Source organism: Ruegeria sp. S84 (assembly GCF_056583445.1).
The window spans coordinates 1,655,563-1,680,690 of record NZ_CM152618.1 but is presented as its reverse complement, the minus strand read 5'-3'; the positions used below and the strand labels follow the sequence as shown (position 1 = coordinate 1,680,690).

Here is a 25,128-nt window from a genome sequence, read left to right as displayed (position 1 = left end):
TTCGTCTGTAATAGGGGTAAAACCAGCCTGAAAGGGCCTTTGCCTCTTGCGCGCAGGCGGCTGTGCAAATAGAAGGCGTCAAATTTGCCCGGCGCGCCCGTTTTGCGCGCCCCGAATCCTATGGGGACTACCAAAATGCAGGTTACCGAGACGCTGAACGAAGGTCTGAAGCGCGGCTACAACATCGTTGTGACCGCAGCCGAGCTGGACGACAAGGTCAACGAGAAACTGACCGAAGCGCAGCCCGAGGTTGAAATGAAGGGTTTCCGCAAAGGCAAGGTGCCGATGGCTCTGCTGAAAAAGCAGTTCGGCCAGCGCCTGCTTGGCGAAGCGATGCAAGAAACCATCGACGGTGCGATGAACAAGCACTTTGAGGACAGCGGCGAACGTCCTGCATTGCAGCCCGAGGTCAAGATGACCAACGAGGACTGGAAAGAAGGCGACGACGTAGAAGTTGCGATGTCCTACGAAGCGCTGCCCGAGATTCCGGAAGTTGACCTGAAATCGGTCGAACTGGAGAAGCTGGTTGTCAAAGCGGACGACGCAGCCGTGGAAGAAGCGCTGAACAACCTGGCTGAAACCGCGCAGAACTTCAAAGCGCGTCGCAAAGGTTCGAAAGCCAAAGACGGTGACCAGATCGTGTTCGACTTTGTTGGTAAGGTTGACGGCGAAGAGTTCGAAGGCGGTTCGGCTGAAGATTACCCGCTGGTTCTGGGCTCGAACAGCTTCATCCCCGGCTTTGAAGAGCAGTTGGTTGGTGTGAAGGCCGAGGAAGAAAAAGACGTCAACGTCACCTTCCCCGAAGAATACGGTGCTGAGCATCTGGCCGGCAAAGACGCCGTTTTCACCTGCACTATCAAAGAGGTGAAAGAGCCGGTCGCGGCTGAGGTCGACGACGAGTTGGCCAAGAAATTTGGTGCCGAAGATCTGGCTGGGTTGAAGGCACAGATCGCCGAGCGTCTGGAAGCCGAATATGCTGGTGCGTCCCGTGCAGTAATGAAGCGCGCTTTGTTGGACGTGCTGGACGAGAAAGTCTCGTTCGACCTGCCGCCGTCACTGGTAGAAGCAGAAGCCAAGCAGATCGCGCATCAGCTGTGGCACGAGGAAAATCCTGACGTTGAAGGTCACGATCACGATCCGATCGAACCAACCGACGAGCATAACAAGCTTGCCGAACGCCGCGTGCGTCTGGGCCTGCTGCTTGCCGAACTGGGCCAGAAGGCCGAGGTTGAAGTGACCGACTCGGAAATGACACAAGCGATCATGAACCAGGCGCGTCAGTACCCGGGCCAGGAGCGCCAGTTCTTTGAATTTGTGCAGCAGAACGCCCAAATGCAGCAGCAGCTGCGTGCGCCTATCTTTGAAGACAAGGTTGTCGACTACGTCTTCGAACTGGCTCAGGTTGCGGACAAAGAAGTCAGCAAGGACGATCTGCAAAAAGCCGTTGATGCACTGGAAGAGGAATAATCCTCTTCCTTCCCCCTTTAGGGGTCAAAAAAAGCGGAGCCGTCTCGAATTAGACGGCTCCGCATGGGTGGCTTTGTACTATGAGGTGAGGGGGTCAGGCCTCATGAGCAAAAGCACGGGGGGTCTGTAACAGAGCGGTCTTCTGCTCTGGGGTGAATGTGTCGGACAGCGCTTCGATCAGTTTCAGCACTGCCTGCCTTTCTTCTTCCGTCTTGGCCGCACTCATCTGTTCGACAAAGTACTTCTCAAGATCGGTGAGCGGCTTGTGGTCACGATTTGCCGGGCTGAGTTTGGCGGCCTTTTTGGCCTCGAAGAACTCCAACGCCTTTTCTTCTTCGATAAAGACATCGTGGTGAATGTCTGCGAATTCGCGAAGACCCGAAATCCTTTCTTCTGTGCAATCCAGCAACGCCGCCATGGCCGGTACCTTGCCCATCGGAACGGTTTCGCCCACATAGTCGTAAGGCGCACAGTTCGAGCGTTTGAGAACGCGGTTCATAACAGGGTCAATCACGGTGATGATGTCCTGGATACCCGCACTACGGCAGTATTCCAGAGATCCGATCATCAGCTCACAGGTCGCATAAGAAACCGAGTTCTTCTCTTTTCCTCGGGTCAGTCGCTGCGTATCGACACAGAAGCGGGTCGATTCCCACATGGTCGCGCTGCGCATCGGCGCTTCGCCGCATAAGATATCCGAGAACACATCCGAAAGCATGTGCGGGCCGGTGGTCTGGAGTGCACGTACTGCGGCCACGACGTTCCCCTCATCGTCGAGACCGATTACGTATGCAGGATCCAGATGATCGAATTGATCGATTTCTTTCCCATCTTCGATGTTAACGTCCCAACCAAGTCGCCCGCCAAAGACCCGAGCGCGCAGTTCGAACATATCGTCAAGAACTTCGGTGAACAGATGTCTGTTCAGCCCATCAACTACCAAAATCATGTTAACCCCCTTCGAGTGATCTGTCTGTGGATAAGACGTTACTCGGTTTCCACAGCGAATCTATTGGGGGTTTCCCGTAATATTGGCTTTTTTAGCCCAATTTTGGCAAAATTTGGCTTTATCCTGGGTAGATTAAGCCGATTCCGATGGCGCGACCGACGGCCTGCGGAGTCGTCAGTGCATTAAGCTTTTCGCGAGAAGAGCGCAAGTGCACCTCAACCGTACGGTGCGAAATCGACAGAATATCGCCGATATCCTGCTGTGATTTGCCTGCTGCGGCCCATTGCAAAATCTCCAACTCGCGGCTGGAGAGGGTCGGGTGGTACAGCATTCGGCTGATTGTATCCGACGTCATGACGTTGTCATGAATGTGTACGGCCAAAGATTGCAGGTCACTTATCACGTTGGGCACCAGTTTCTTCCACTCTTCCCGGCTGCATTCACGCACGGCGCTGAGCAGGCCGATATCTCCGTAGGGCCCGCGCACAGGAATCGTAATGCCCTGATCTGGAATACCAAAATCATGGGCATCACGGAAAACGCGTTGGAAATCCTTGCCGCGTTCTAGACGGCTCCAATCAACCGGGGCGATGCTGCGCTGGCTCATGTGCAGCGTCGGATCGATCAGGTGCAGGCCTTGCTCTTGATAGTGGGTTTTCCAGTCGTCCCCATAGGTCACGTGGCCGTGGATTGTCCCCGCAGCAGGGTTCATACCCGCATAAGCTGCGTGGTCCATTTCGTACTTGTCACAGACCTGACGCAGGAACTCGTCATACCGAGTATCCTGTTCGGGAAGAGTGCTGAGATCAACAATATCCATACGGTAACGACCAGTTAGACCCGAGTGAGCGGGCGGATCCCCTTGGCCAGGAAAATGATACTGTCTTCCCTGACGTCAAGCAGGACACCACATTTCGCTTGTCAAGACAAGAAGATGTGGGAAATGTCTGCCTTTTATAGGTAAATGTGCCTTTCGGGCACACAATTACGCACCTTTAAAAGATTTAACGTCAGAGTTGTGCAGTAGGTCATGGGATTCGCCGTGGCATTTCGAAGGTTATGTATGTGCATTACAATCGAAATGCGAATTAAACATGCCTATTCTGTGGCAGAAACCAGACCCGTCTCGACGAGCATGCCCCTGGCCTTTGCTTCGGACCAATATCCTTTGGCATAAAGAAAGATGGCACGTTGTTGATCTCCATCAGACAAAAGCCAGGCGCCTCGCAGGTATTTTCCGGCAAACTCCAGATTGGTATCGGCGTCCAGCAGGCCTTCGGCATTTCCAGTATAACCCATTGATCGCGCAGTCGCCGGGAGGATTTGCAGAAGCCCATAATAGGGCCGGTTCACCGCCCACGGCCGATGTGTACTTTCACGGATGGCCAGCTTGTGCACCAACTCCCGCGGGAGCTCGTAGTGGTCAGCCCATTTATTGATCAAAACGCGAAGCTCGGGTGTTTCATTGGGGTAGAGGGGGGATCGAACGTATCGCCGGAACCCGAGCTGCCAGGACTGCCACAAGCTGCAAGCGGTGCCATAAGCAACAAGGTTAAGACGCGGCGACGAAGGAGGGGGTCATCAAAATACTCCTGATTGCGAATGGCGATGATATAAAACCCTCGCCGGTCTGCAAGGCCAGGCGAACAATCGGGCCGAATTTTGCTTGCGATGTAACAAAAAGAAAAAGGGCCGCGTAAAAGCGCGGCCCTTTGATATTGGATATGCAGTCAGATCAGGCTTTTGCTTCGTCTTCTTCGACCGGAGCTTCTTCGGCAACCAGATCTTCGTCTTCCGAAGCGGCAGAGCCTATGTCGTCGAACAGCTCGGCGATCTCGAATTCGGCAGCGGCTTCTTCTTCAGCAGCCAGTTCCTGGATCGATTTGCCCGATGCCTGCAGTTCGGCTTCTTCTTCCGAACGTGCGACGTTCATCTTGATCTCGACTTCTACCTCGGGGTGCAGGTTGACTGCGACCGAGTGCAGACCCAGTTCCTTAATCGGAGCGATCAGGGCAATCTGTTTCTTGTCGACGGTGAAACCAGCTTCGGTTGCAGCGTCTGCGGCGTCACGCGGGGTGACCGAACCGTACAGAGCGCCGGCATCCGATGCCGAGCAGAATCACGATGAACTGCTGACCGTCCAGCTTTTCAGCCAGCGCTTCAGCTTCTTTCTTAGTTTCCAGGTTGCGTGCCTCAAGCTGCGCTTTCTGGGCTTCGAACGACGCGATGTTGGCGTTCGATGCGCTCAGCGCTTTGCCTTGGGGCAGCAGGAAGTTGCGGGCGTAGCCGGGCTTGACGTCAACGACGTCGCCCATCTGACCCAGTTTCGCAACGCGTTCCAGAAGGATAACTTGCATGTCAGTCTCTCCTTACTTCACGGCGTAGGGCAGCAGGGCGAGGAAGCGGGCGCGCTTGATAGCACGGGCCAGTTCACGCTGCTTTTTCGCCGAAACGGCGGTGATGCGCGAAGGTACGATCTTGCCACGCTCAGAGATGTAGCGCTGCAGCAGACGAGTGTCTTTGTAGTCGATTTTCGGCGCGTTCTCACCCGAGAACGGGCAGACCTTGCGGCGGCGGAAAAATGGTTTTGCGGCCATGGTTTATGTCCTTTCGTCAGGCGTTGATCAGCGGCGCTCGCGGCGGCCTTCGCGCTCATCGCGCTTCTGCATCTGGACCGAAGGGCCCTCGGCATGCTCGTCGACCTTGATGGTCAGAACGCGCATCACGTCATCATGCAGGCGCATCAGGCGTTCCATTTCCTGAACCGCACCCGAAGGGGCATCGGTTTTCAGGAAGGCATAGTGGCCTTTGCGGTTCTTGTTGATCTTGTAAGCCATCGTCTTGACGCCCCAGTACTCGCTTTCGACGACGTTGCCGCCGTTGTCAGCCAGAACGGTGCCGAAATGTTCGACAAGGCTTTCTGCCTGCGCGTTGGACAAATCCTGACGCGCGATCATTACATGCTCATACAGTGGCATGTGCACTCCTGTTTATATCAAGGCGCATTTCAAAGGCGGGGCCATATGGTCCTTCGCGACCCTGCCACGAGAGGCTGCGCGATTCATAACTCCTGCGAAGGATGGCCCCGTATACACGTTTGAGCGGGCGGGGCAAGCCCTGCCACATATGCCTTTGTGAAGTCGCCCTATTTCCACTGGTGCGCCCAATTCCTGACGCTTTTCGCCCCGAGGTTGTTCATGAAGCCGGGAGGACCCGGTAGATTGGAAAACATAGACAGGGCAAGACAATGGCCGTCATGAACACAAACACTTTTGAACAATCGGCGCCTGCCGCGGTATTTGATAAATCCGTCCCCGTTCTGATTACGTTTGCGCCGAATTGGCGGGCTCGGATGTTTCTTCTGCGTGCCGTTGGTGTCTTTCTGATCGTGTCGGCCTTTTCGATGTGGTTGATGCCGGGTTCGGTTATGGGGGCCGAGGTTTGGCCTATCAAGTTGGTCGCTTCACTGATGTTCCTGATTGTTGGCGTCAGCCTGCTGACCATCGAGGTGATGGATGCGCGCCCAGACGCCTATTTTGACCCAATCCGCCGCGAGGTTCGCATTCTGCAGAAAAACGAAAACGGTCGGCCGCAAACGGTATTGCGCCGCAGCTACGACTCGCTGGGTGGCGCGCGTTTCGCTGACGACCAGGTCGAACTGTACGATGTAGACGGAAGCCTGCTGATGAAGCTACCACTGGAATCGGCGGATGTTGGCTCAGCGCTCAAAGGTCAACTCAGCCAAAACGTAACAATTTTCGCCTGATTTTTATTCTGTTCAAAAAGGAACAGAAGTTGTGAATCAAAAAAACTTGTGTGCCGCCCTTGGGCGGCACATTTTCGTAGGTGAGCAACCCACCCGGTTTGCAACAACACCATTGCGGAGATTGTTATGAAATCCACCCTTATTGCTGCTGCTTTGGCCGTATCGGCGACCACAGCATTCGCCAGTGCTGAAAAATACGTTTTGGACTCCAGCCATAGCCAGGTCATCTTCAGTTGGAACCACCTTGGCTTTTCGACCACCACGGGCATGTTTTCGGGCTTTGAGGGCGAAATCATGTTTGATCAGGAAGACCCGGCAGCATCAAGCGTGACTGTTTCGATGCCGGTCGTTGAGATGATCACCGGTTGGAAGCCGCGCGAAGATCACTTCATGACCGAAGATTTCTTTGGCGCAGCCGAAGGTGATCTGGTGACCTTCACTTCAACTGGTATTGAGGTCACTGGCGAGAACACAGCCAACATCACCGGTGATCTGACCATGAATGGTGTCACCAAATCCGTGGTTCTGGATGCCAAGCTGAACCAAGTGGGTGAGCACCCGATGGCGGGCAAGCCATGGGCCGGATTTGACGCCACCACAACGCTGGTGCGCAGCGATTTTGATCTGGGCCAATTCGCTCCGTTCGTGGGTGACGAGGTCGAGGTCAAGATTTCGATCGAGGCGCAGAAGGCCGACTAATCCCTTCATGATCCCAAAAAAGGAACCGCCGGGGTTATGCGCCCCGGCGGTTTTTCATTTGTCGTCGCGTTCTGCCGTCAATTCAACTGCGACGATAACCGTGAACCCCAACGAGATCTTCGGTGGGTTGCGATTTTCCAACGTCGAAATCCATTCGGTTGAGTTCCAGATTCCCCGACATCGTCGCTGCATCGTCGGCCAGTTCCAGCGTAAATGGCAGGACGACATCGATAGATTTGTCCCGGATTGTCAGAGGTCCTCGCGCCTCATAACCCGCATCCGTTTTGAACAGGTCGGCCTTAAATTGAGCCGTAGGAAACTGCGCACTGTCAAAGAAATCCGCACCCATCGCTTGGTCGGTGACTGTGCCGAGGCTGAGTGAGCCAATGGCAATCGTTACATCGACGGAACCGGCCAATCCCGGCTCGGCGGGATCCTCAAACGCTATCGCTGCAGTCCAGTCTGCAAACTCGCCGCTAACGGGACTGCCCAATTGCGAGATAGTAATCGACAGGGATCCGTCATTGACCTCCCATTCCGATTGAACTTGCGCAAGTTCGGCCGTGTCTTCGGATGCTTTGGACTGGTCGTCAAAGACACCGGTGGACCAACCTCCGACCAGCACCGCGCCCCAGATTGCCAAGGCGGCGAAGGCGGGAACAATGGAATGGTGCTGTGCCGGGGGTTCCGGCGCGTCCGATTGGCCGGGCAGCATACGGCGCAGGGTACTGTCTTTGTCCACGACATGGTGTTTCAGCGCGCCCGCTATGTGCAGCACGAGCGCCACACCCAGGGCCCAGACGAAAAGCCAATGCAGGCTGGCGCTGATGTCTGCAAGGAAAGCTGACTTCGGAACAAGCGGTAGGTTCTGACCAAGGGGCCATAGGATCGGCGCGAAGCCGTCGGTGGCGGCGTGGTGGATCCAGCCGCTGAGCGGAGCCAGTACAAGCGAGCCGTACAGCAGCCAGTGCACAGTTTCGGCGGCGAAGGCCTCGGGTTTGTTTTCAGCGTTCAGCAAGCCCGGCTTCGTCTGGGTAACAGCCCAAAGGATTCGGGCCAGTGCGACGAAGAACACGGTAACACCAATGGTTTTGTGCAGTGAAAACAGCTGGGCGGCGCGAGCGATGTCATCCTCGGTCGTGGGAATGCTCGGATCGTAAATCGCATGGGCCAATTGGTTCGCGAACCAGCCCAGCGGCAGAGCCGTCAGGATCAGTAGCGCGGTCAGCCAGTGAAATGCTTTGGTTACACCACCATAGCTGGACCGGGTGTTGGTAAGGGGCATCGATTGGCTCTCCGAGTTTCTGAATTGAGGGTAAGTTAAATGGATGCCGTGTGGACACAAGACAGAGAAATGCACAGTAAAGGTGTCCTGATGCAGAACGCAGGCAATGCTTGTGCCGCGCCGATTGTCAGTTTAAACCCCGCCGAAATCTGACGTCACGCAAGAGGCACCAATGACACGCGCGTTTGTTTTCCCCGGGCAGGGCGCCCAGACCATCGGAATGGGCAAGGCCTTGGCTGAGGCATATCCAGCCGCCCGCGCCGTTTTCGATGAGGTCGATGAGGCCTTGGGCGAAAAACTGAGCGATCTGATCTGGGACGGCGATATCGCAGAGCTGACCCTGACTCAGAATGCACAGCCCGCGCTGATGGCAACCTCGATGGCCGCAATGCGCGCACTTGAGGCCGAAGGCGTTTCGATTTCAATGGCATCTTATGTTGCGGGTCACTCGCTGGGTGAATACTCGGCGCTGGCTGCGGCCGGAGCCTTGACGGTTGCCGATACTGCCCGCCTGCTGCGGACGCGCGGGCAGGCGATGCAAAGTGCAGTGCCGGTGGGCGAGGGCGCAATGGCCGCCATTCTGGGGCTCGATCTTGAAGCGGTGCGCGCCGTTGCGGAAGAGGCCGCGCAAGATGAGGTTTGCCAGGCTGCCAATGACAATGACCCAACCCAGGTAGTCGTTTCTGGTTCAAAAGCCGCTGTTGAGCGCGCAGCCGAGATCGCCAAGGAAAAAGGTGCCAAGCGTGCAATTATGTTGCCGGTAAGTGCTCCATTTCACTGTGCGCTGATGCAGCCTGCGGCAGATGTAATGGCAGAGGCTTTGGCCTCGGTTGAAATCAAAGCGCCTGCCGTGCCTTTGGTTGCGAATGTTCGCGCCGAAGCTGTGGCTGATCCAGATATGATCCGTCAGTTGCTGGTGGAACAGGTCACCGGCTCGGTTCGGTGGCGTGAGAGCGTACAGTACATGGTCGCGCAGGGTGTGACCGAAGCGTGGGAGATCGGCGCGGGCAAAGCTCTGTCGGGAATGATCCGCAAGATCGATCGAGCATTGGCGTGCACAGCGGTCGGGACGCCTGAAGATGTACAAAAAGCCGTTAACCCCGGCGCATGAACAAGGGACAGCCGCCGGATTCGGCGGCCAGAGAGGAAACATAGATGTTTGATTTGACAGGTAAGAATGCGCTAGTCACCGGTGCTTCGGGTGGTATTGGCGGCGATATCGCCCGCGCGCTTTACGACGCTGGTGCAACTGTTGGCCTTTCCGGAACGCGCGTGGAGCCTCTGCAAGCTCTGGCCGACAGCCTTGGCGATCGTGCGCATGTCTTGCCGTGTAACCTGAGCGATCCCGAAGCCGTCGAGGCCCTGCCGAAACAAGCGGCTGAGGCGATGGGCTCGGTTGATATTCTGGTGAACAACGCAGGCATCACACGCGATAACCTGTTCATGCGCATGTCGGATGAAGAATGGCAGAGCGTGATCGACGTGAACATGACCGCAACGATGAAGCTGTGCAAAGGCGTGATCAGGGGCATGATGAAGGCGCGCTGGGGTCGGATCGTCAATGTCTCGTCCGTTGTGGCTGCGATCGGAAACCCAGGGCAGGCGAACTATGCTGCCTCCAAGGCCGGCATGATCGGCTTTTCCAAGGCGCTGGCGCATGAGGTTGCGACCCGTGGCATTACCGTTAATGCGGTTGCGCCGGGCTTTATCACCACCGCGATGACCGAGAAGCTGACGGATGAGCAAAAGAAGGGTCTGCTGCTCAAGGTTCCGGCCGGTCGTATGGGTGATCCGCAGGAAATCGCAGCCGCTGTGCTGTATCTGGCAAGCCCTGAAGCAGGTTATGTTACCGGAAGCACCTTGCATGTGAATGGCGGTATGGCCATGTTGTAATCGCAATTCAGGGTGGGCGCGAAAGCGTTTGCCTTGTGCGTTGTCTGTGCTATAGGCGGCGCATATGCGCAGGAACCGGTCCAAGGGCCGGTTCTCTGATTTCCCGGGGACCCGGGACCCAAACCGCCCGGAAAGGGCAAAACAAGTCCACCCCGAACGGGCAAGGGCAGAACCGGGCGGACAGCCCTGAAATTGAAATGAGGAATAGACATGAGCGACGTCGCAGATCGCGTAAAGAAGATCGTTGTTGAGCACCTGGGTGTTGAAGAGGACAAGGTTGCCGAAAACGCCTCGTTCATCGACGATCTGGGCGCAGACAGCCTGGACACCGTTGAGCTGGTAATGGCGTTCGAAGAAGAGTTCGGCATCGAGATTCCGGACGACGCAGCCGAGACCATCCAGACCTTTGGCGACGCGGTCAAATTCATCAGCGAAGCTTCCTAAGCTGACCTGACTGAGACAAAAACGGCGCTTCCGGGCAACGGAAGCGCCGTTTTTTTATGCTCTGCCACATTTCGCGCTTGCTTTGAGGCGTTGAGGCTCCGCACTCTGACACCTGAGGCAAGTTTCTGAGCGGGCAAGGGCATGATAAGATCCACCCCGATGATCAACACGGCGCGTCTGACCTTGTGTGCAATGCGCCCCGAAGATTTCAACCGGTTCGCCGAAATCTGGCGCGACCCCGAGGTTGTACGCCATATTGGAGGCACCCCGAAAACGCGCGGCGAGGCATGGGATTCTTTCCTGCGCAACGCTGGACATTGGCAGATGACCGGGTTCGGTCAATGGGGTGTGATGCTGCAGTCGAATCGTACTCTGATCGGGCAAGCCGGGTTCTTCTATGGCAACCGGTCTCTGGGCGATGATTTTGATGGTTTTCCCGAAGCCGGCTGGGTTCTGGCCCCGGACATGCAGGGGCAAGGATACGGGTGTGAGGCCGCGCAGGCGGCGCACGACTGGTTCGACCGGATCATACCGGGCCCGTTGGTTGCGCTGATCGACGCGGACCATGCAGCCTCACAGCGATTGGCTGAAAAGCTGGGCTACAAGCTGTTGCGCGAAGCTGAATACCGCGACACGCCCGTTCATCTGTTTCGCCGTGACGGACCTCCTACACAGGTGTGAAACGCATTGGGCAGTGCGATGCCGCAAAATGGACGAGCTTTGCCGATCTTGTGAAACAAAGCGGCAAATTGAGACTCTATGCTATCGTGGAATTACGGAATGATTCAGCGGAGGATATGAATCATGATGATTTACCCCACGATGGAGTTGCAGAACGGTCGGTGCGTTACGCTGGACAAGGGGCGTCTGGATGAAGCGATGATCTGGCATGTCGATCCGGTCGAGACCGCGCGCGGCTGGTCTGCGGCTGGAGCGGAATGGATGCAGCTTACGGATTTTGATGCGATCGAAGGCCGGGATACCAATTCCGAACTGATCGAAGAAATCATTCGCTCCTCTGAAATGTCAGTGCAGTTGGCAGGGGGGATGCGGACCCGCGAGCATGTTGAACATTGGATCAACAAAGGGGCTGGCCGAATCGTGATTGGCACACTTGCGGCCTGGGACCCGCAGTTGGTTAAGGAATTGGCCAAGCTTTATCCCGATCAGATCGTGTTGGCGGTCGATGTTTGGCAAGGGCAAGTGATGACCGAAGGTTGGCGCAGCCAAAGTGCGTTTACCCCGGAAGCCTTCATCGAAGCTTTCGCGGATACGCCGCTTGCAGCCATTCTGGTGACCGATATCGATAGCGATATGGAAGACGTCGAGGCGCAGCTGGGTCTGATTTCAGGATTGGCCGAAAAATCACGCACGCCGATCATAGCCAGCGGTGTCGTGCGTACCAGCGACGATATCTCTCGTCTCGCCTATATCTCGAATATTTCGGGTGCGATCGTAGGCCGGGCACTGTTCCGCAAGTCCGTCGATCTGTCCGAAGCATTGGAGGTCGCCCAATCGGCACACGAGCCAGTCGCCGAGTTCCAGTAAACTTCAGTACCAGACGACCCGCCTTTCCCGTTGAAGGAAGGGCGGGTTTTTGCCTTTCAGGCATCGTTCAACTCAATTGACAGAGGATTTGAACAGGTTACGGCACAAGGATGCCGGTTCAGAATATGCCGTTGCTCTTGCCCCCGCACCCCGGGCCGGGGTATGAGCGGTTCTCATAACAGGAAGCAGGCAAGAGGCACTTCATGCGCAGAGTCGTTGTAACCGGTCTTGGATTGGTCACTCCTTTGGCCAGTGGGGTCGAGGAAACATGGTCACGGCTGCTGGATGGAGAATCCGGCGCAGGACCAATCACGCAGTTTGATGCCGAGGCAAGCGGGGTCACCACGACCTATGCCTGCGAAGTGCCGCGCGGAGATGGCACCAACGGGACGTTTAATCCTGACGATTGGATGCCGCCGAAAGAACAGCGCAAGATTGAAGATTTCATCCTATATTCCATCGCTGCAGCCGAGATGGCTTGCAAGGATGCCAATTGGCTGCCCGAAGACGAAGAAGACCGCCTGCGCACGGGCGTTCTGATTGGGTCCGGTATCGGTGGGCTGGGATCAATTGCCAACACGGCCAACCTGATCCGCGACAAAGGTCCGCGCAGGGTTTCTCCGTTCTTTATCCCGGGCGCGCTGATCAATCTGGCCTCGGGGCAGGTTTCGATCCGTCATGGGTTCAAAGGGCCGAACCACTCGGTCGTGACTGCTTGCTCGACCGGTGCCCATGCGATCGGTGATGCCAGCCGCATCATCCGCGCCGGGGATGCAGACGTGATGATCGCAGGCGGCGGCGAGGGCTGTATTTGCGAAATCGGTATCGCCGGCTTCAACGCCTGCAAGGCGCTGTCGACCAAATACGCCGATGATCCGAAGAAAGCGAGCCGCCCCTATGACATCGACCGCGACGGTTTCGTCATGGGCGAAGGTGCAGGCATTGTAGTTCTTGAGGATTACGAACACGCCAAAGCGCGTGGCGCCAAGATTTATGCCGAGGTTCTGGGCTATGGGATGTCGGGTGACGCTTATCACATAACCGCGCCGTCCGAGGATGGCGACGGGGCCGAACGCTCGATGAAAGCAGCGCTGCGTAGTGCGGGGCTTGAGCCGAAGGATCTGGATTACATTAACGCGCATGGGACCTCGACCATGGCGGATACGATTGAGCTGGGCGCGGTAGAACGCCTGCTGGGGGATCACGCCAGCAACGCGACGATGACTTCGACCAAATCGGCCACTGGTCACCTGCTGGGCGCCGCTGGCGCGATTGAGGCGATTTTCTCAATCCTTGCGATCCGCGATCAGGTTGCGCCACCGACGATCAATCTGGACAATCCAGCAGTTGAAACTCCGATCGATTTGGCCCCGAATGCCAAGCGCGAGCGTGAGATCAACGTGGCCTTGTCAAATTCGTTCGGCTTCGGCGGCACCAATGCAAGTGTGATCTTCGGAAAGGTCAACTAAATGTGGCGAGCGCTCGCTTCGAACGCGTTGACAATACTGATCGTTGGGCTGTTCCTGATGGGCGGTGTCGTCCTGTGGGGGCAGTCGCAATACAAGTCCGAAGGACCGCTGGAAACCGCGATCTGCCTGCAGGTAAAGCCAGGCTCCAACATGACACGGGTCAGCCGTGACCTCGAGGATCAAGGTGCGATCAGCAGCGGGTTGATTTTCCGCTTAGCTGCTGATTACACAGACAAATCTCAGCAGCTGAAAGCGGGTAGCTTTCTGGTTCGCGAAGGCGCGTCGATGGAGCAAATCGTCGACGACATAACTCATAGCGGCGCCAGCACTTGCGGGACCGAGATCGAATACCGCATTGGTGTGACCCGTATGCAGGCCCGCGTGCGTGAGCTGAACCCGGCGACTCTGGATTTTGATGAGGTGGCTTCCTTTGTGATCGGCGAAGAGGACGCCCCGGAAGTTTATGCAGAAAAACGCGGTGAGGCGGATACGCGTTATCGCATCTCCTTAGCTGAAGGCGTCACCAGTTGGCAGATTGTCGAGTCGCTGAAGGCGATGGATTTGCTAACCGGCGAAGTAGCCGAATTGCCAGCTGAAGGGATGTTGGCCCCTGACAGTTATGAGGTCAGACCCGGTGAAGATCGGAATGCAATTCTTGCTGAAATGCAGGAAAAACAGCAGCTTAGAATCAACGCGGCGTGGGAGGGGCGTCAGGATGGTTTACCTCTGAACAGCCCCGAAGAGATGCTGATTTTGGCTTCGATCATCGAAAAAGAAACAGGTCAGCCGGAAGAGCGTGGCCAGGTAGCCAGCGTTTTCGTTAACCGTCTGAACCAAGGTATGAGGCTGCAGACAGACCCGACGGTGATCTATGGTGTAACCAAAGGGCAGGGTACTTTGGGTCGCGGTTTGCGGCAAAGCGAACTGCGCCGTGCGACGCCTTGGAACACCTATGTCATCGAAGGGCTGCCACCCACCCCGATTGCCAATCCGGGTCTTGCGAGCCTTGAGGCTGCGGTGGCACCTGACAACACGGATTTCATCTTCTTTGTTGCGGACGGAACCGGTGGTCATGCCTTTGCCGAGACCCTGCAAGAGCACAATCGCAACGTCGCAAAGTGGCGTGAGATCGAGGCCGAGCGGAATTCCGGGAACTGATTCAATCGTCCGTGTTGTACAGGTTTGAAACGGCACTTTGTCCGACTTGTACAACACGAAGCTCTGACCCCGATAAAGCAACGGCCCGGTCAATCGACCGGGCCGTTTCTTATTCAGGCCGCTTTCGCGCGACGCGGTCGGCGGCGTTTCTGACCGCCCGGTTTGGGCGCACCAGAGTGCTGAGGTTTCGGGCCGCGACGGCGATTGCTTGGGCGGCGCGGGGTTTTCTTTGGTGAGATTGCTTCAGGCATCTCACCGCTGGCGACCGGGATTTCGATCTTCATCAGCTTCTGAATCTGACGCAGCAGGTCGACCTCTTCCGCCGAGCAGAAGGCAATGGCCTCGCCCTCGCGGCCTGCACGAGCGGTGCGGCCGATGCGGTGGACATAGTTGTCCGGTACCTCGGGCAGGTCGTAGTTGATCACATAGGCCACGCCCGGAATATCGATGCCGCGCGCGGCGACGTCGGTAGCGACGAGGACGTTCACCTCACCCGCGCGGAAGGCCTTGATGGCGCGGTCGCGCTGGCCCTGGCTTTTGTTGCCGTGGATGGAAGCAGCGTTGAACCCATCCGCGACCAGCCCCTTCATCAGCTTTTCGGCCCCGTGTTTGGTGCGGGAGAAGACCAACGTCAGCGCGTCCATGTCAGCCGAGAGGATCTCGCGCAGTTTGGCGGGTTTTGCAGGCTTTTCAACAAAGTGGATCGACTGCGTGATCTTGTCGGCTGCTTTGCCGGGGGGCGAGACCTGCACCCGCTGCGGGTTGGTCAAATAGGCACGGCTGAGCTCTTCCATTTGCTTCGGCATGGTGGCTGAGAACAGCATGGTTTGGCGCGGCGTGCCCAGTTCCGGCGCGATCCGACGCAGGGCATGGATGAAGCCCATATCGAGCATCTGGTCAGCCTCGTCCAGCACAAGGTGCTTGACTGAACCCAGATTAACCGCACCGCGATCCATCAGGTCGATCAGGCGACCGGGGGTGGCGACAAGAATGTCGGTGCCGCGCGCCAGAAACATGATCTGCTTGTTGATCGACTGACCGCCAACCACGGTCGCGACGCGGATCTTGGTCTTTTTGGTCAGGTTACGCAGGCTGTCCGCGATCTGGTTCACCAACTCGCGGGTGGGCGCGAGGATCAGCGCCTTGGCGGTTTTGGGATTGGGCTTGCCGGGCTGGGCCAGCAGATGGTCGATCAGCGGCAGGCCAAAGGCCAATGTCTTACCTGTACCGGTCTGGGCGAGGCCAAGGATATCGTGACCATTCAGGGCCAGCGGGATCGCCTGGTTCTGGATCGGGGTCGGTTGAGTGAAGTTGGCGCGTTTGAGCGCATCATTTAGAGCGGGCGCAAGGCCAAGCATATCGAAGTCGAACAAATATCTATCCTTTACAGCCCGAGGCAATGGCCCACGGGCAAGTCGTGATGGGCCGCATCCGCGACCGGCAGGGGTTGTGCGAAACCTCAGGACGTGCAGGCGTTCCCTGCAGCATCTGGTTGTCGCGTCAAGAACCCTGCGTGATGGGGAACTATGGGTGAATCGGGCGCTGTTGGGGGCGGTGTCGCCCACGTGCTCACGCGGTAGCGCTGTTTGAGGGGCACATGCGCCTTGCGGTCGCGATTGTCAAGCGCCGTGTCGGCCATAAGCTTGCGCGGGTTGCGCGTTTGCCAGATACGGTTCGGAAGGTTTTATGAGTCGGGTCATGACATTCAGAGCTATACACGGAGCGGATTTGAGGACCGCCAGCGTCGCCCTTGTCATCGGCGGGATGATGTGGGGGCTGTACTGGATTCCGGTTCGCTACTTTGTCGACCAAGGACTGGATGGCCCATGGCCCGGTATTGTGATGTACACCTCGGCGTTGATCGTACTGACGCCTTTCCTGATGCGCGAACGGCAAGCGCTTTTGAAAGACTGGCGCGGGCTGATCTTGAGCGGGATGTTCACCGGTGCTGCGTTCAGCTTGTTTACCATCAGTCTGGTTTACACAGATGTCGTCCGGTCAATCCTGCTGTTCTATCTGACACCGGTCTGGGGAACGATCCTTGGAATGGTGTTTCTGGGTGAACGTCTTGGCCCGGCGCGCGTGCTGGGCTTGCTCTGCGGTCTGGGTGGCATGTTCATCGTGCTTGGCGGAGAACAGGGGTTTCCCTGGCCGCGCAATACTGGAGACTGGCTGGCCCTGATATCGGGGATCACTTGGGCGATGGGATCGCTGGGGCTTTATCGGACGTCCGGTATTTCTGTTCCGGGGCAGGTTTTTGCCTTTGTTTCAGGCGCTTTGGTGTTGTCTCTGCTGAGCGTTCCATTCAGCGGCGGTTTTGCGTCATCAGAGGCAGTCGGCGAGATGGTTATACGTATCGGCCCGGTCGCGTTGCTGTCGGTCCTGTACACCTTGCCGATGTTTTTTCTGACGATTTGGCCCGCAACCAAGCTGACCCCGGCACGCGTTGGTCTACTGCTGATGAGCGAAGTTGTGGTGGGCCTGATCTCGGCGGCGGTCTTCTCGGGCGAGCCGTTTGGGATGAGAGAAGCATTGGGTGCGGCGTTGATCGTAAGCGCTGCGTTTCTTGAGGTCATGCGGGGCTGATCGTTAACCGATCGGACGCCGGGTGTTGCATCTGCGTTGTGTAACGCATTGACTTTGCGCGCTTTTCTTGGTACGAATTATGTCATGCTAGAAGAGGTGGGCAACGGCCCCGGGGCGACCCGGCGGTCGTTTTTCGTTTCTCTCGTGCGGAAAAACTCACGCATGAGGTCACAGGCAAACATGACTTTGATTACCCCGGAAGAGCGGATTTCTCAGACGGCTGATTTGTTGCAGTCGCTCGAAAGATCCATTCGCGATCTACGCCAAGCAGCGGAAGAACTGCGAAAACAGATCGGTGCCGGGGAGGATGCAGACCTTGCCGGAACAGGCAAGCAACTGGGTCAGCTAGAGGGGCTGATCCGCAGTTGCCAGAAAGTGGAGACAAGCTTTGTCGAACAACATCACAGACAAGCCGGAATTGCCCAAGGGGGCTATGCGCTCGACCTTGATCGGGCACGATCTGAGATCGGGTGCAGGCTGGCTCGCCTCCGCGCCTGCTGCGGTGCAGGACAGATTTCTGAGTGAGATCGGGGAGGGGGGCTGTGTGCCCTCCCTTTCCTGTTCGAGTTCTGGGCGCTGCCGCATCAGTTGCCGCCCGAGGGCGACTGGCGGTCGTGGGTGATCATGGGCGGGCGTGGGGCCGGTAAGACGCGGGCGGGGGCCGAATGGGTGCGGTCGGTTGTCGAGGGGTCTTTGCCGTTGGAGAAGGGTGAGGCCAGTCGCGTGGCTCTGGTCGGTGAGACATTCGATCAGGTGCGCGATGTGATGATCTTTGGGGATAGCGGGATATTGCAGTGTTCACCGCCGGATCGGCGGCCTGTTTGGAAGGCGTCTGAACGCAAGCTGGTTTGGCCTAACGGAGCTGAGGCGCAGGCGTTTTCGGCGCATGATCCCGAGGGGCTGAGGGGGCCGCAGTTTGATGCGGCCTGGGTGGATGAGCTGGCCAAGTGGAAGAAGGCTGGAGAGACCTGGGATATGCTGCAATTTGCACTGCGTTTGGGGGAACGGCCGCGGGTCTGTGTGACGACGACGCCGCGCAATGTGAAGGTTTTGAAGGATTTGCTGGCGTCGCCGTCGACCGTGCAGACCCATGCGCCGACCGAGGCGAACCGGGCCAATCTGGCAGAGTCCTTCTTGGACGAGGTGCGCGCGCGTTATGCAGGTACGCGGCTGGGGCGGCAGGAGTTGGACGGTGTGTTGCTGTCGGATGCCGAAGGGGCGCTGTGGACCGGCTCGATGCTGGAGGCGGCGCGCTGTGCGCAGGTGCCCGCATTGGACCGGGTTGTCGTGGCGCTGGACCCGGCGGTGACGGCGGGGTCGGATGCGGATGCCTGCGGGATCGTGGTCGTTGGTGCTCAGCTACAGGGGCCACCCGAGGACTGGCGGGCCTATGTACTGGCTGACCGGACGGTGCAGGGCGTTGGCCCGGCTGGCTGGGCGCAGGCGGCGATTGACGCGATGGATGAGTTCGGGGCCGAACGGTTGGTGGCCGAGGTCAATCAGGGCGGGCAACTGGTGGAAGAGGTCGTGCGGCAGGTGGACCCTCTGGTGCCTTATCGCGCAGTGCGAGCGTCTCGCGGCAAGGTCGCGCGGGCCGAGCCGGTGTCGGCGCTGTACGAGCAAGGGCGGGTGGCGCATGTCGCCGGACTGGATTCGCTGGAAGAGCAGATGTGCCAGATGACCGCGCGCGGGTTCGAAGGGCAGGGCTCGCCCGACCGGGTCGACGCGCTGGTCTGGGCGCTGCATGAGTTGGTTGTGGGGCCCGCGGGGGCGTTTCGGCGGCCTAGGGTGCGGAGTTTGTGAGCACTCTGAGGGGTGCTCTACAGACAATCATATTTCGCCTAGAGAATTGATCTTTCGCTGGGCGAATTCAGGTTCAGGACGTTGGGTACTCTTCATTCCAACTGTCCTCGTATTCGCCGAGCAACCGGGACAACGTTAGCAGAGAAGAAAACAGCCTTGCGTGGACATCCGGCGACATCATGGTTTTGTAGTCGTCAAGCAGCTGCACAAGAACGACTACGTTGGAGGCAAACACCTCATAGACGTGTTTGTCGGCAGCAGTCGGTTCCTTGGTCCAGTTATTGTTTGTATCGGAGTGCCCGGACGGCACAGGTTCGTTTTCATTCATCGGGTGGCCTCTTCAATTTGAAGCACACGTGGGGGCATGTGAAACGTAGGCAACAGCCGTGGCATGAAATCACAAGAACTTGGCGGTGATTGCAAAGGATTTAGGTTAAGTGTCCAGCAAGCCGCTAAGCCTTACAATTGGCCATGATGGATTCAGGGACAGGATTGGCCTGATCGGGTCGACGCGCTGGTCAGGGCGCTGCATGAGTTGGTGGTGGGACCAGCAGGGGCGCATCGGTGTCCTCGGGTAAGGGCTTTGCGAGATAAGACTTCTTCTGCGTTCTGTTACTGTTAGTCCCGACTTGCATATCTTTGTCGGCAGCGTTTACCTGCCTCGGAATTGGGCTGAATGCGAGTAAAGTCAAATGAGTAGCAATAGGATTCTGGGCTATCTTCTGACGTGCATCGCCGTATTTCCCGTCTTGGCATCGGCGCAACTTCTGGGCAGCCCTTACGGGAAATTCACATTCGTTTTGCGGGTTGAGGACAGCGGTGATCAGGCTGGTATTCACTCCATCGCCACTGCGGTTCAGATTTTGGACAATCAAGAAAAAGTAGGATCTGAGCCTAACGCCCAGGATGCTGAACTTAGCTTTTTCTTTGCTTCCGGACGCGGTTTTATTGAGAATGATAGAGTTTCTATCAAAGCCTTCGAGCAGTTTCCTAGAGAATTGGTTGATGCAGTAGTTAATCTGCCTACCAATACTGACGTTTGTTATGTTCAAGGCTTCAAACTGTTGGTGCAAGACGGCTCTCGTACACAAAATTTGGTCGTTTCAGTTCATGATAGTACTGACGCCGAAATGGAGGATGCTTATCGGTGTTTTGCCGCGGGTGTTTGGTACTTCAAGTTTGGAAACATCGGCGGGTTTGAGGCGAGCCGTTGGAGAGAAATGCTGGCTAAAGTAATTGGCTCTAGTAGACGAGATTAATGATCATTTCTGTCCGTTGCCCACCCCCCGTACGCATCATTCCCGGGGCTTAAACTTCTTTCCGTCATAACTCCTTTCAACAAGCCGAGCAGAGCGGCGGCAGAAAGGAGCACAGATGGTATTCGATTTCTTGCGTCGTGGATCGGCTGAGGCAGCGCCCGAGGCGAAGGCGAGCACGGCGGGGCCTGTGGTGGCGTGGCAGACGGGCGGGCGCGTGGCGTGGAGCCCTCGGGATGCGGTGTCGCTGACGCGGACGGGGTTTTCGGGGAACCCGGTGGGGTTTCGATCGGTCAAACTGATTGCTGAGGCGGCGGCGGCGTTGCCTTTGGTGTTGCAGGATCAGGCGCAGCGGTTTGATATGCATCCGATCCTGTCGCTGATGCGCCGCCCAAATGCGGCACAGGGGCGGGCGGAATTGATGGAAGCTTTGTTTGGGCAGTTGCTGCTGTCGGGCAATGCTTATGTCGAGGCTGTACGGGCTGACGAGGGGCTACCGGTTGAGCTGCATGTGTTGCGCTCGGACCGGATGAGCGTGGTGCCGGGGGCGGATGGGTGGCCCAAGGCGTATGATTACGCTGTAGGCGGCAAGAAGCACCGGTTTGCGGCGGAAAATATCTGTCATATCAAATCGTTCCATCCGCAGGACGATCACTATGGCTTTTCGCCCATGCAGGCGGCTGCAATGGCGATTGATGTGCATAACAGCGCGTCGCGGTGGTCAAAATCGTTATTGGACAATGCGGCGCGACCTTCGGGGGCGCTGGTGTGGAAGGGTGATGGTCATGGGGTGATGGCCGAGGATCAGTTCCGGCGATTGTCGGATGAGATCGAGCAGAACTATCGCGGGGCGCGGAATGCGGGCCGTCCGATGGTTCTGGAAGGGGGCTTGGATTGGAAGCCGATGGGGTTCTCTCCGTCCGATATGGAGTTTCAAAAGACCAAGGAAGCCGCCGCCCGCGAGATCGCGCTGGCCTTCGGTGTCCCGCCAATGTTGCTTGGGATCCAAGGCGACGCGACCTATTCGAACTATCAGGAGGCCAACCGGGCGTTTTATCGCCTGACCGTATTGCCTCTGGTGACGCGGGTGGCGGCGGCGATGTCCGAGTGGCTGGCGGGCTTCTCGGGTGAGGATTTGGTGCTGAAGCCGGATCTGGATCAGGTGCCCGCGCTGTCGGCGGAACGCGATGCGCAATGGGCGCGGGTCAACGGGGCGGATTTCCTGACGGATGCCGAGAAACGCGCGTTGCTGGGGCTGCCGGAGCGTGGCGATGGGTGACGGGTATCCTCCGTTCGACTGTGCGCCGGGCCTACGTCTGGCCGCGCATGAGAGGGTGGCCGAGATCCAGCATGCGCATCTGTGCCGCAGGTTGGATCAGATCGAAGAGATGATGGAGCGGCTGGAGAAACGGTTGTGGCTGACAGTGTACGGCGTGGCGGCGGTGATTTTGGCGCAGGCGTTTCAGTCATTCCTTGTGGTAACGCCATAATGTCAGTGGGTTACATGGAGAAGTTCATGGATTTGGAACATAAATTCGCACAGTTCGGAGACAGCTTGTCGGTAACCGACGATGCGGTGATCGAAGGGTATGCCAGCCTGTTTGGGCAGGTCGATCAGGGCAGCGAAGTGGTGCAGCGCGGGGCGTATCGCGGCTCGCTGGAGGGGCTGGCGAAGGCAGGTCAGCGGGTCAAGATGCTGTGGCAGCACGATCCGGCGCAGCCTATCGGCGTCTGGGATGAGGTGCGCGAGGACGACAAGGGCCTGTGGGTCAAAGGGCGTCTGCTGGAGGCCACGCAAAAGGGCCGTGAGGCGGCCGAGTTGATCCGGGCGGGCGCTATGGATGGCCTGTCGATTGGTTATCGCACCAAACGGGCCGTGAAGAATGACAAGGGCCAGCGGGTCCTGACCGAACTGGAGCTATGGGAGGTGTCGCTGGTGACTTTCCCGATGCTGCCCAGTGCGCGGGTGGCGGCGAAGGGCGTTGAGCCTGACGTTGAAAACACCTGGCGCAGTATTGCCGAGGTGTTCAACGACGCCCGGCAGGAGCTGGCGCGGACCTAGCGCGCCTCAATACCCACCCAAAAAGGAAGTGCTGATGAGCAAGACCGAGACCCCGGCCTTGACCGGAGAGGGTGCGCCCCTGGTTCAGGAGGTGAAGCAGGCGATGGCTGGCTTCGTGAATGAATTCAAGGACCTCAAGGCTGAAGTTAAAACCCAACTGCAACAGACAGAAGAGCGACTGACCATGCTGGATCGTAAATCAACCATCGCGGCGCGTCCGCATCTTGCGGCCTCGATCGAGGACGGCGCACCGCATCAGAAGGCCTTTGACGCCTATTTGCGTTCGGGCGAGGATGACGGGCTGCGCGGGCTGGAGATGGAATCGAAATCTTTGTCGACGGCGGTGAACAGTGATGGCGGATTTCTGGTTGATCCGCAGACCGCTGAGGCGATCAAATCGGTACTGAATTCGACCGCTTCGATCCGTTCGATTGTGTCAGTGGTAAATGTCGAGGCGAACTCATTTGACGTTCTGATTGACCACACGGATGTGGGTGCGGGCTGGGCTGATGAAAACTCCGCCACAGCGGAAACTGGTACGCCGTCGATTGACCGTATCTCGATCCCGCTGCACGAGCTGAGCGCGCTGCCCAAAGCGTCGCAGCGTCTGTTGGATGACAGTGCGTTTGACGTCGAAGGCTGGCTGGCCGGTCGCATCGCCGACAAGTTTGCACGGGCCGAGGCGGCGGCGTTCATCAATGGTGATGGTGTGGACAAGCCCAAGGGTATCCTGACCCATCGTACGATGGAAAACGGCAGCTGGGGCTGGGATAGCCTGGGTTATGTCGCGTCGGGCATTGATGGTGGCGTCGATGCGGATGCGATTGTGGACGTGGTCTATGCGCTGGGCGCGCAGTACCGGGTGAACGGCACTTTCGTGATGAACTCGAAAACCGCGGGTCTGATCCGCAAGCTGAAGGACAGCGATGGCCGCTTCCTTTGGTCGGATGGCCTAGCCGCTGGTGAGCCTGCGCGTCTGATGGGCTATCCGGTGCTGATTGCCGAGGACATGCCGGATGCGGCGACCGACAGCTATTCGATTGCCTTCGGTGACTTCCAGTCGGGCTACACCATAGCCGAACGTCCCGATCTGCGCGTGCTGCGCGATCCGTTCAGCGCCAAGCCGCATGTCCTGTTCTACGCGACCAAGCGCGTGGGCGGTGATGTGAGCGATTTTGCTGCAATCAAACTGCTGAAATTCGGCATCGCCTAAGCGGTGGCGGATCCGGGGGGCTGCAAGGCCCCTCGGGCGGCGGGCGCGGGCCGGGGTGAGATCCCCCGCGTTGTCTAGCTGCTCCCCTCCGTCCGAGCAACGTGGGGCGGCGCGTGCCCGTCATTTTCCAAGGATACGGCCCCGGAGGGGTCCGAGATTGCGGAGTGAATGGATGATGTTGATCGAAGAAACCGCCATCGCGGATGCGGCGCTGCCGGTGGATCAGTTCAAGGCGCATCTGCGGCTGGGCACGGGGTTTGCCGAGGGCAATGTGCAGGACGAGGTGTTGAATGGCTTTCTGCGTGCGGCCATTGCGGCGATTGAGGCGTGCACCGGTAAGGTGCTGATCGAACGGGATTTCTCGTGGAGCCTGAACGGTTGGCGCGATCCAGCAGGTGAAGTGCTGCCGGTGGCCCCGGTGGTCTCGGTTGCTGCGATCACGCTGACGGATGCGGCGGGGACCGACACGCTTGTGGATGCCGAAGCTTACCGTTTGGAGCGCGACATGCAGCGCCCTAGGTTGCGTCCGGTTGGCGCTTGTTTGCCAAGGGTGCAGACCGGCGGCTCGGTGAAGATTGCCTTCACTGTCGGGATGGCCACGGATTGGGGCGGGCTGCCCGCTGACCTTGGGCAGGCGGTGCTGCTGCTGGCGGCGCATTACTACGAATACCGCGATGAGACGGCGCTGGGCGCGGGGTGCATGCCATTTGGTGTCACCAGTCTGATCCAGCGTTATCGAACTGTGCGCTTCGGCGCGGGGGTGACGCAATGAGCGCGCCGCGACTGAATCGCAAGCTGGTGCTGGAGGCTCCGATCCGTAGTGCCGATGGTGCGGGCGGCTATACCGAGACATGGGCTGCGCTGGGCGCGCTTTGGGCCGAGGTGACGGCACGTAGCGGGGCGGAACGCGCGGTCGGTGGCGCCTCGGTGTCGCGGGTTGGCTATCGGATCGTAGTCCGGGGCGCACCTGAGGGATCATCCATGCGGCCCACGCCTGATCAGCGATTTGTTGAGGGGGCGCGCCGGTTTGTCATTCGTGCAGTGGCCGAGCGCGATCCACGCGGCCAGTACCTGACTTGTTTCGCAGATGAAGAGGTGGCCGCATGAGCTATGGCGTTGCAGCCGCTTTGCAGGCGGCGGTGTTTCAACAATTGGCGGGCGATGCGCAGGTCAGCACCCTTTCGGGTGGTGCGATCTATGACGCGGTGCCGTCGGGAGTGTTGCCGCAAACTTACGTGACACTTGGCCCGGAAGAGGTGCGCGACGCGTCGGACCGGACGGGCGCAGGCGCGGTGCATCGGTTCACGGTCTCAGTGGTGTCCGAAGCGGCGGGCTTTGGCGCGGCCAAGACATTGGCGGGCGCAGTGTGTGACGCGCTGGAAGGCGCGGCGTTGACATTGGACCGGGGCCATCTGGTGGGGCTGTGGTTCGAACGCGCTAGCGCCCGACGCACGGGAACCGGCGGCGCGATCCGCCAGATCGATCTGAGATTCCGCGCCCGCGTGGAAGACGACTAAGCAATCAACGGAG

The 25,128-nt window shown here is 58.1% G+C and carries 27 protein-coding genes and 3 pseudogenes; 21 read left to right on the top strand and 9 right to left on the bottom strand.

Annotated features, from left to right (window positions below):
- The first annotated feature begins 135 nt into the window (after positions 1-135).
- Positions 136-1,467, top strand: coding sequence for a trigger factor (gene tig / locus AC1DFB_RS08485; RefSeq protein ID WP_480922509.1), 1,332 nt, complete (start codon positions 136-138; stop codon positions 1,465-1,467).
- Between the two features lie 94 nt (positions 1,468-1,561).
- Here tig and AC1DFB_RS08480 read toward each other — a convergent pair whose 3' ends face one another.
- The 6 genes and pseudogenes from AC1DFB_RS08480 to rpsF form a co-directional block, all read right to left on the bottom strand.
- A complete protein-coding gene (locus AC1DFB_RS08480; protein ID WP_480922508.1) occupies positions 1,562-2,416 on the bottom strand; it encodes an acyl-homoserine-lactone synthase in 855 nt (284 codons plus the stop codon).
- A 118-nt stretch (positions 2,417-2,534) separates the two neighbouring features.
- Positions 2,535-3,236, bottom strand: a complete 702-nt coding sequence (locus AC1DFB_RS08475; RefSeq protein WP_170472255.1) for a LuxR family transcriptional regulator — start codon at positions 3,234-3,236, stop codon at positions 2,535-2,537.
- 278 nt (positions 3,237-3,514) lie between these two features.
- Positions 3,515-3,814: a lytic transglycosylase domain-containing protein gene (locus AC1DFB_RS08470; RefSeq protein ID WP_480922507.1), complete on the bottom strand. Its 300-nt coding sequence runs from the start codon at positions 3,812-3,814 to the stop codon at positions 3,515-3,517.
- Positions 3,815-4,151: 337 nt separating this feature from the next.
- Positions 4,152-4,773, bottom strand: a pseudogene (gene rplI, locus AC1DFB_RS08465) (50S ribosomal protein L9).
- Between the two features lie 12 nt (positions 4,774-4,785).
- Positions 4,786-5,013 carry a 30S ribosomal protein S18 gene (gene rpsR, locus AC1DFB_RS08460; RefSeq protein WP_005608650.1) on the bottom strand — a complete coding sequence of 76 codons (228 nt, stop codon included), beginning with the start codon at positions 5,011-5,013 and terminating at the stop codon, positions 4,786-4,788.
- 27 nt (positions 5,014-5,040) lie between these two features.
- Positions 5,041-5,394, bottom strand: coding sequence for a 30S ribosomal protein S6 (gene rpsF, locus AC1DFB_RS08455; RefSeq protein WP_068332653.1), 354 nt, complete (start codon positions 5,392-5,394; stop codon positions 5,041-5,043).
- Between the two features lie 374 nt (positions 5,395-5,768).
- Here rpsF and AC1DFB_RS08450 point away from each other — a divergent pair, with 374 nt between their 5' ends.
- Both AC1DFB_RS08450 and AC1DFB_RS08445 read left to right on the top strand, forming a co-directional pair.
- Positions 5,769-6,182, top strand: a complete 414-nt coding sequence (locus AC1DFB_RS08450; RefSeq protein WP_480759164.1) for a hypothetical protein — start codon at positions 5,769-5,771, stop codon at positions 6,180-6,182.
- Positions 6,183-6,308: 126 nt separating this feature from the next.
- Positions 6,309-6,881 (top strand): YceI family protein, encoded by a 573-nt coding sequence (locus AC1DFB_RS08445; RefSeq protein WP_170422240.1) that lies wholly within the window; start codon positions 6,309-6,311, stop codon positions 6,879-6,881.
- Positions 6,882-6,935: 54 nt separating this feature from the next.
- Here AC1DFB_RS08445 and AC1DFB_RS08440 read toward each other — a convergent pair.
- Positions 6,936-8,166: pseudogene (locus AC1DFB_RS08440) on the bottom strand (cytochrome b/b6 domain-containing protein).
- A 172-nt stretch (positions 8,167-8,338) separates the two neighbouring features.
- Between AC1DFB_RS08440 and fabD the strand changes: the two are divergent.
- From fabD to mltG, 7 genes are all read left to right on the top strand, one after another.
- Positions 8,339-9,277: an ACP S-malonyltransferase gene (fabD, locus tag AC1DFB_RS08435; protein WP_170403147.1), complete on the top strand. Its 939-nt coding sequence runs from the start codon at positions 8,339-8,341 to the stop codon at positions 9,275-9,277.
- Positions 9,278-9,321: 44 nt separating this feature from the next.
- Positions 9,322-10,059: a 3-oxoacyl-[acyl-carrier-protein] reductase gene (fabG, locus tag AC1DFB_RS08430; RefSeq protein ID WP_480922506.1), complete on the top strand. Its 738-nt coding sequence runs from the start codon at positions 9,322-9,324 to the stop codon at positions 10,057-10,059.
- Positions 10,060-10,269: 210 nt separating this feature from the next.
- Positions 10,270-10,503 carry an acyl carrier protein gene (locus tag AC1DFB_RS08425; protein ID WP_008756330.1) on the top strand — a complete coding sequence of 78 codons (234 nt, stop codon included), beginning with the start codon at positions 10,270-10,272 and terminating at the stop codon, positions 10,501-10,503.
- Positions 10,504-10,644: 141 nt separating this feature from the next.
- Positions 10,645-11,184 (top strand): GNAT family N-acetyltransferase, encoded by a 540-nt coding sequence (locus AC1DFB_RS08420; protein WP_170512917.1) that lies wholly within the window; start codon positions 10,645-10,647, stop codon positions 11,182-11,184.
- A 123-nt stretch (positions 11,185-11,307) separates the two neighbouring features.
- Complete coding sequence (locus AC1DFB_RS08415) at positions 11,308-12,051, top strand: 1-(5-phosphoribosyl)-5-[(5-phosphoribosylamino)methylideneamino]imidazole-4-carboxamide isomerase (protein WP_170396463.1); 744 nt, start codon at positions 11,308-11,310, stop codon at positions 12,049-12,051.
- A 203-nt stretch (positions 12,052-12,254) separates the two neighbouring features.
- Complete coding sequence (fabF, locus tag AC1DFB_RS08410; RefSeq protein WP_170403139.1) at positions 12,255-13,520, top strand: beta-ketoacyl-ACP synthase II; 1,266 nt, start codon at positions 12,255-12,257, stop codon at positions 13,518-13,520.
- Positions 13,521-14,678: an endolytic transglycosylase MltG gene (mltG, locus tag AC1DFB_RS08405; RefSeq protein ID WP_480922505.1), complete on the top strand. Its 1,158-nt coding sequence runs from the start codon at positions 13,521-13,523 to the stop codon at positions 14,676-14,678.
- 113 nt (positions 14,679-14,791) lie between these two features.
- On the opposite strand, the gene AC1DFB_RS08400 is transcribed toward mltG, so the two are convergent.
- Positions 14,792-16,051, bottom strand: coding sequence for a DEAD/DEAH box helicase (locus tag AC1DFB_RS08400; RefSeq protein ID WP_480771533.1), 1,260 nt, complete (start codon positions 16,049-16,051; stop codon positions 14,792-14,794).
- A 325-nt stretch (positions 16,052-16,376) separates the two neighbouring features.
- Here AC1DFB_RS08400 and AC1DFB_RS08395 point away from each other — a divergent pair, with 325 nt between their 5' ends.
- The 3 genes and pseudogenes from AC1DFB_RS08395 (at position 16,377) to AC1DFB_RS08385 (ending at position 19,067) form a co-directional block, all read left to right on the top strand.
- Entirely contained in the window at positions 16,377-17,264 is an 888-nt protein-coding gene (locus tag AC1DFB_RS08395; RefSeq protein WP_480922504.1) for a DMT family transporter, read from the top strand.
- Positions 17,265-17,444: 180 nt separating this feature from the next.
- Complete coding sequence (locus AC1DFB_RS08390) at positions 17,445-17,789, top strand: hypothetical protein (RefSeq protein WP_039536221.1); 345 nt, start codon at positions 17,445-17,447, stop codon at positions 17,787-17,789.
- A pseudogene (locus AC1DFB_RS08385) lies at positions 17,698-19,067 on the top strand (DNA-packaging protein). Before AC1DFB_RS08390 ends, AC1DFB_RS08385 begins: the two are co-directional and overlap by 92 nt.
- Before the next feature lie 73 nt (positions 19,068-19,140).
- On the opposite strand, the gene AC1DFB_RS08380 reads toward AC1DFB_RS08385, so the two are convergent.
- Positions 19,141-19,395 (bottom strand): hypothetical protein, encoded by a 255-nt coding sequence (locus AC1DFB_RS08380; RefSeq protein WP_170800411.1) that lies wholly within the window; start codon positions 19,393-19,395, stop codon positions 19,141-19,143.
- A gap of 421 nt (positions 19,396-19,816) precedes the next feature.
- Between AC1DFB_RS08380 and AC1DFB_RS08375 the strand changes: the two genes are divergently transcribed.
- The 8 genes from AC1DFB_RS08375 to AC1DFB_RS08340 all read left to right on the top strand — a co-directional run bounded on the left by AC1DFB_RS08375 (position 19,817) and on the right by AC1DFB_RS08340 (position 25,115).
- Complete coding sequence (locus AC1DFB_RS08375) at positions 19,817-20,326, top strand: hypothetical protein (protein WP_480922503.1); 510 nt, start codon at positions 19,817-19,819, stop codon at positions 20,324-20,326.
- Positions 20,327-20,441: 115 nt separating this feature from the next.
- Entirely contained in the window at positions 20,442-21,602 is a 1,161-nt protein-coding gene (locus tag AC1DFB_RS08370; RefSeq protein ID WP_480922502.1) for a phage portal protein, read from the top strand.
- Positions 21,595-21,813: a GTA head formation protein, RCAP_rcc01685 family gene (locus AC1DFB_RS08365; RefSeq protein WP_010442100.1), complete on the top strand. Its 219-nt coding sequence runs from the start codon at positions 21,595-21,597 to the stop codon at positions 21,811-21,813. Before AC1DFB_RS08370 ends, AC1DFB_RS08365 begins: the two co-directional genes overlap by 8 nt.
- 26 nt (positions 21,814-21,839) lie before the next feature.
- Positions 21,840-22,385 (top strand): HK97 family phage prohead protease, encoded by a 546-nt coding sequence (locus AC1DFB_RS08360; protein ID WP_480922501.1) that lies wholly within the window; start codon positions 21,840-21,842, stop codon positions 22,383-22,385.
- Between the two features lie 34 nt (positions 22,386-22,419).
- Positions 22,420-23,598, top strand: coding sequence for a phage major capsid protein (locus AC1DFB_RS08355; RefSeq protein WP_480922500.1), 1,179 nt, complete (start codon positions 22,420-22,422; stop codon positions 23,596-23,598).
- Positions 23,599-23,770: 172 nt separating this feature from the next.
- Positions 23,771-24,370: a head-tail connector protein gene (locus tag AC1DFB_RS08350; protein WP_480922499.1), complete on the top strand. Its 600-nt coding sequence runs from the start codon at positions 23,771-23,773 to the stop codon at positions 24,368-24,370.
- Positions 24,367-24,705 carry a head-tail adaptor protein gene (locus AC1DFB_RS08345; protein WP_170422221.1) on the top strand — a complete coding sequence of 113 codons (339 nt, stop codon included), beginning with the start codon at positions 24,367-24,369 and terminating at the stop codon, positions 24,703-24,705. The genes AC1DFB_RS08350 and AC1DFB_RS08345 overlap by 4 nt, the downstream gene beginning before the upstream one ends.
- Positions 24,702-25,115 carry a DUF3168 domain-containing protein gene (locus AC1DFB_RS08340; RefSeq protein ID WP_170422219.1) on the top strand — a complete coding sequence of 138 codons (414 nt, stop codon included), beginning with the start codon at positions 24,702-24,704 and terminating at the stop codon, positions 25,113-25,115. The genes AC1DFB_RS08345 and AC1DFB_RS08340 overlap by 4 nt, the downstream gene beginning before the upstream one ends.
- Positions 25,116-25,128 lie beyond the last annotated feature (13 nt).

Excerpts from the sequence above, each read along its gene's own strand:
- AC1DFB_RS08370 (WP_480922502.1), top strand. The coding sequence starts at position 20,442 with ATGGTATTCGATTTCTTGCGTCGTGGATCGGCTGAGGCAGCGCCCGAG.
- fabF (WP_170403139.1), top strand. The coding sequence starts at position 12,255 with ATGCGCAGAGTCGTTGTAACCGGTCTTGGATTGGTCACTCCTTTGGCC.
- rpsF (WP_068332653.1), bottom strand. The coding sequence starts at position 5,394 with ATGCCACTGTATGAGCATGTAATGATCGCGCGTCAGGATTTGTCCAAC.
- AC1DFB_RS08450 (WP_480759164.1), top strand. The coding sequence starts at position 5,769 with ATGTTTCTTCTGCGTGCCGTTGGTGTCTTTCTGATCGTGTCGGCCTTT.
- AC1DFB_RS08425 (WP_008756330.1), top strand. The coding sequence starts at position 10,270 with ATGAGCGACGTCGCAGATCGCGTAAAGAAGATCGTTGTTGAGCACCTG.
- AC1DFB_RS08345 (WP_170422221.1), top strand. The coding sequence starts at position 24,367 with ATGAGCGCGCCGCGACTGAATCGCAAGCTGGTGCTGGAGGCTCCGATC.
- AC1DFB_RS08475 (WP_170472255.1), bottom strand. The coding sequence starts at position 3,236 with ATGGATATTGTTGATCTCAGCACTCTTCCCGAACAGGATACTCGGTAT.
- AC1DFB_RS08350 (WP_480922499.1), top strand. The coding sequence starts at position 23,771 with ATGATGTTGATCGAAGAAACCGCCATCGCGGATGCGGCGCTGCCGGTG.
- AC1DFB_RS08380 (WP_170800411.1), bottom strand. The coding sequence starts at position 19,395 with ATGAATGAAAACGAACCTGTGCCGTCCGGGCACTCCGATACAAACAAT.
- AC1DFB_RS08355 (WP_480922500.1), top strand. The coding sequence starts at position 22,420 with ATGAGCAAGACCGAGACCCCGGCCTTGACCGGAGAGGGTGCGCCCCTG.
- AC1DFB_RS08480 (WP_480922508.1), bottom strand. The coding sequence starts at position 2,416 with ATGATTTTGGTAGTTGATGGGCTGAACAGACATCTGTTCACCGAAGTT.
- AC1DFB_RS08340 (WP_170422219.1), top strand. The coding sequence starts at position 24,702 with ATGAGCTATGGCGTTGCAGCCGCTTTGCAGGCGGCGGTGTTTCAACAA.
- mltG (WP_480922505.1), top strand. The coding sequence starts at position 13,521 with ATGTGGCGAGCGCTCGCTTCGAACGCGTTGACAATACTGATCGTTGGG.
- AC1DFB_RS08390 (WP_039536221.1), top strand. The coding sequence starts at position 17,445 with ATGACTTTGATTACCCCGGAAGAGCGGATTTCTCAGACGGCTGATTTG.
- AC1DFB_RS08445 (WP_170422240.1), top strand. The coding sequence starts at position 6,309 with ATGAAATCCACCCTTATTGCTGCTGCTTTGGCCGTATCGGCGACCACA.
- AC1DFB_RS08365 (WP_010442100.1), top strand. The coding sequence starts at position 21,595 with ATGGGTGACGGGTATCCTCCGTTCGACTGTGCGCCGGGCCTACGTCTG.
- tig (WP_480922509.1), top strand. The coding sequence starts at position 136 with ATGCAGGTTACCGAGACGCTGAACGAAGGTCTGAAGCGCGGCTACAAC.
- AC1DFB_RS08395 (WP_480922504.1), top strand. The coding sequence starts at position 16,377 with ATGACATTCAGAGCTATACACGGAGCGGATTTGAGGACCGCCAGCGTC.
- AC1DFB_RS08415 (WP_170396463.1), top strand. The coding sequence starts at position 11,308 with ATGATGATTTACCCCACGATGGAGTTGCAGAACGGTCGGTGCGTTACG.
- AC1DFB_RS08420 (WP_170512917.1), top strand. The coding sequence starts at position 10,645 with ATGATAAGATCCACCCCGATGATCAACACGGCGCGTCTGACCTTGTGT.
- rpsR (WP_005608650.1), bottom strand. The coding sequence starts at position 5,013 with ATGGCCGCAAAACCATTTTTCCGCCGCCGCAAGGTCTGCCCGTTCTCG.
- AC1DFB_RS08360 (WP_480922501.1), top strand. The coding sequence starts at position 21,840 with ATGGATTTGGAACATAAATTCGCACAGTTCGGAGACAGCTTGTCGGTA.
- fabG (WP_480922506.1), top strand. The coding sequence starts at position 9,322 with ATGTTTGATTTGACAGGTAAGAATGCGCTAGTCACCGGTGCTTCGGGT.
- fabD (WP_170403147.1), top strand. The coding sequence starts at position 8,339 with ATGACACGCGCGTTTGTTTTCCCCGGGCAGGGCGCCCAGACCATCGGA.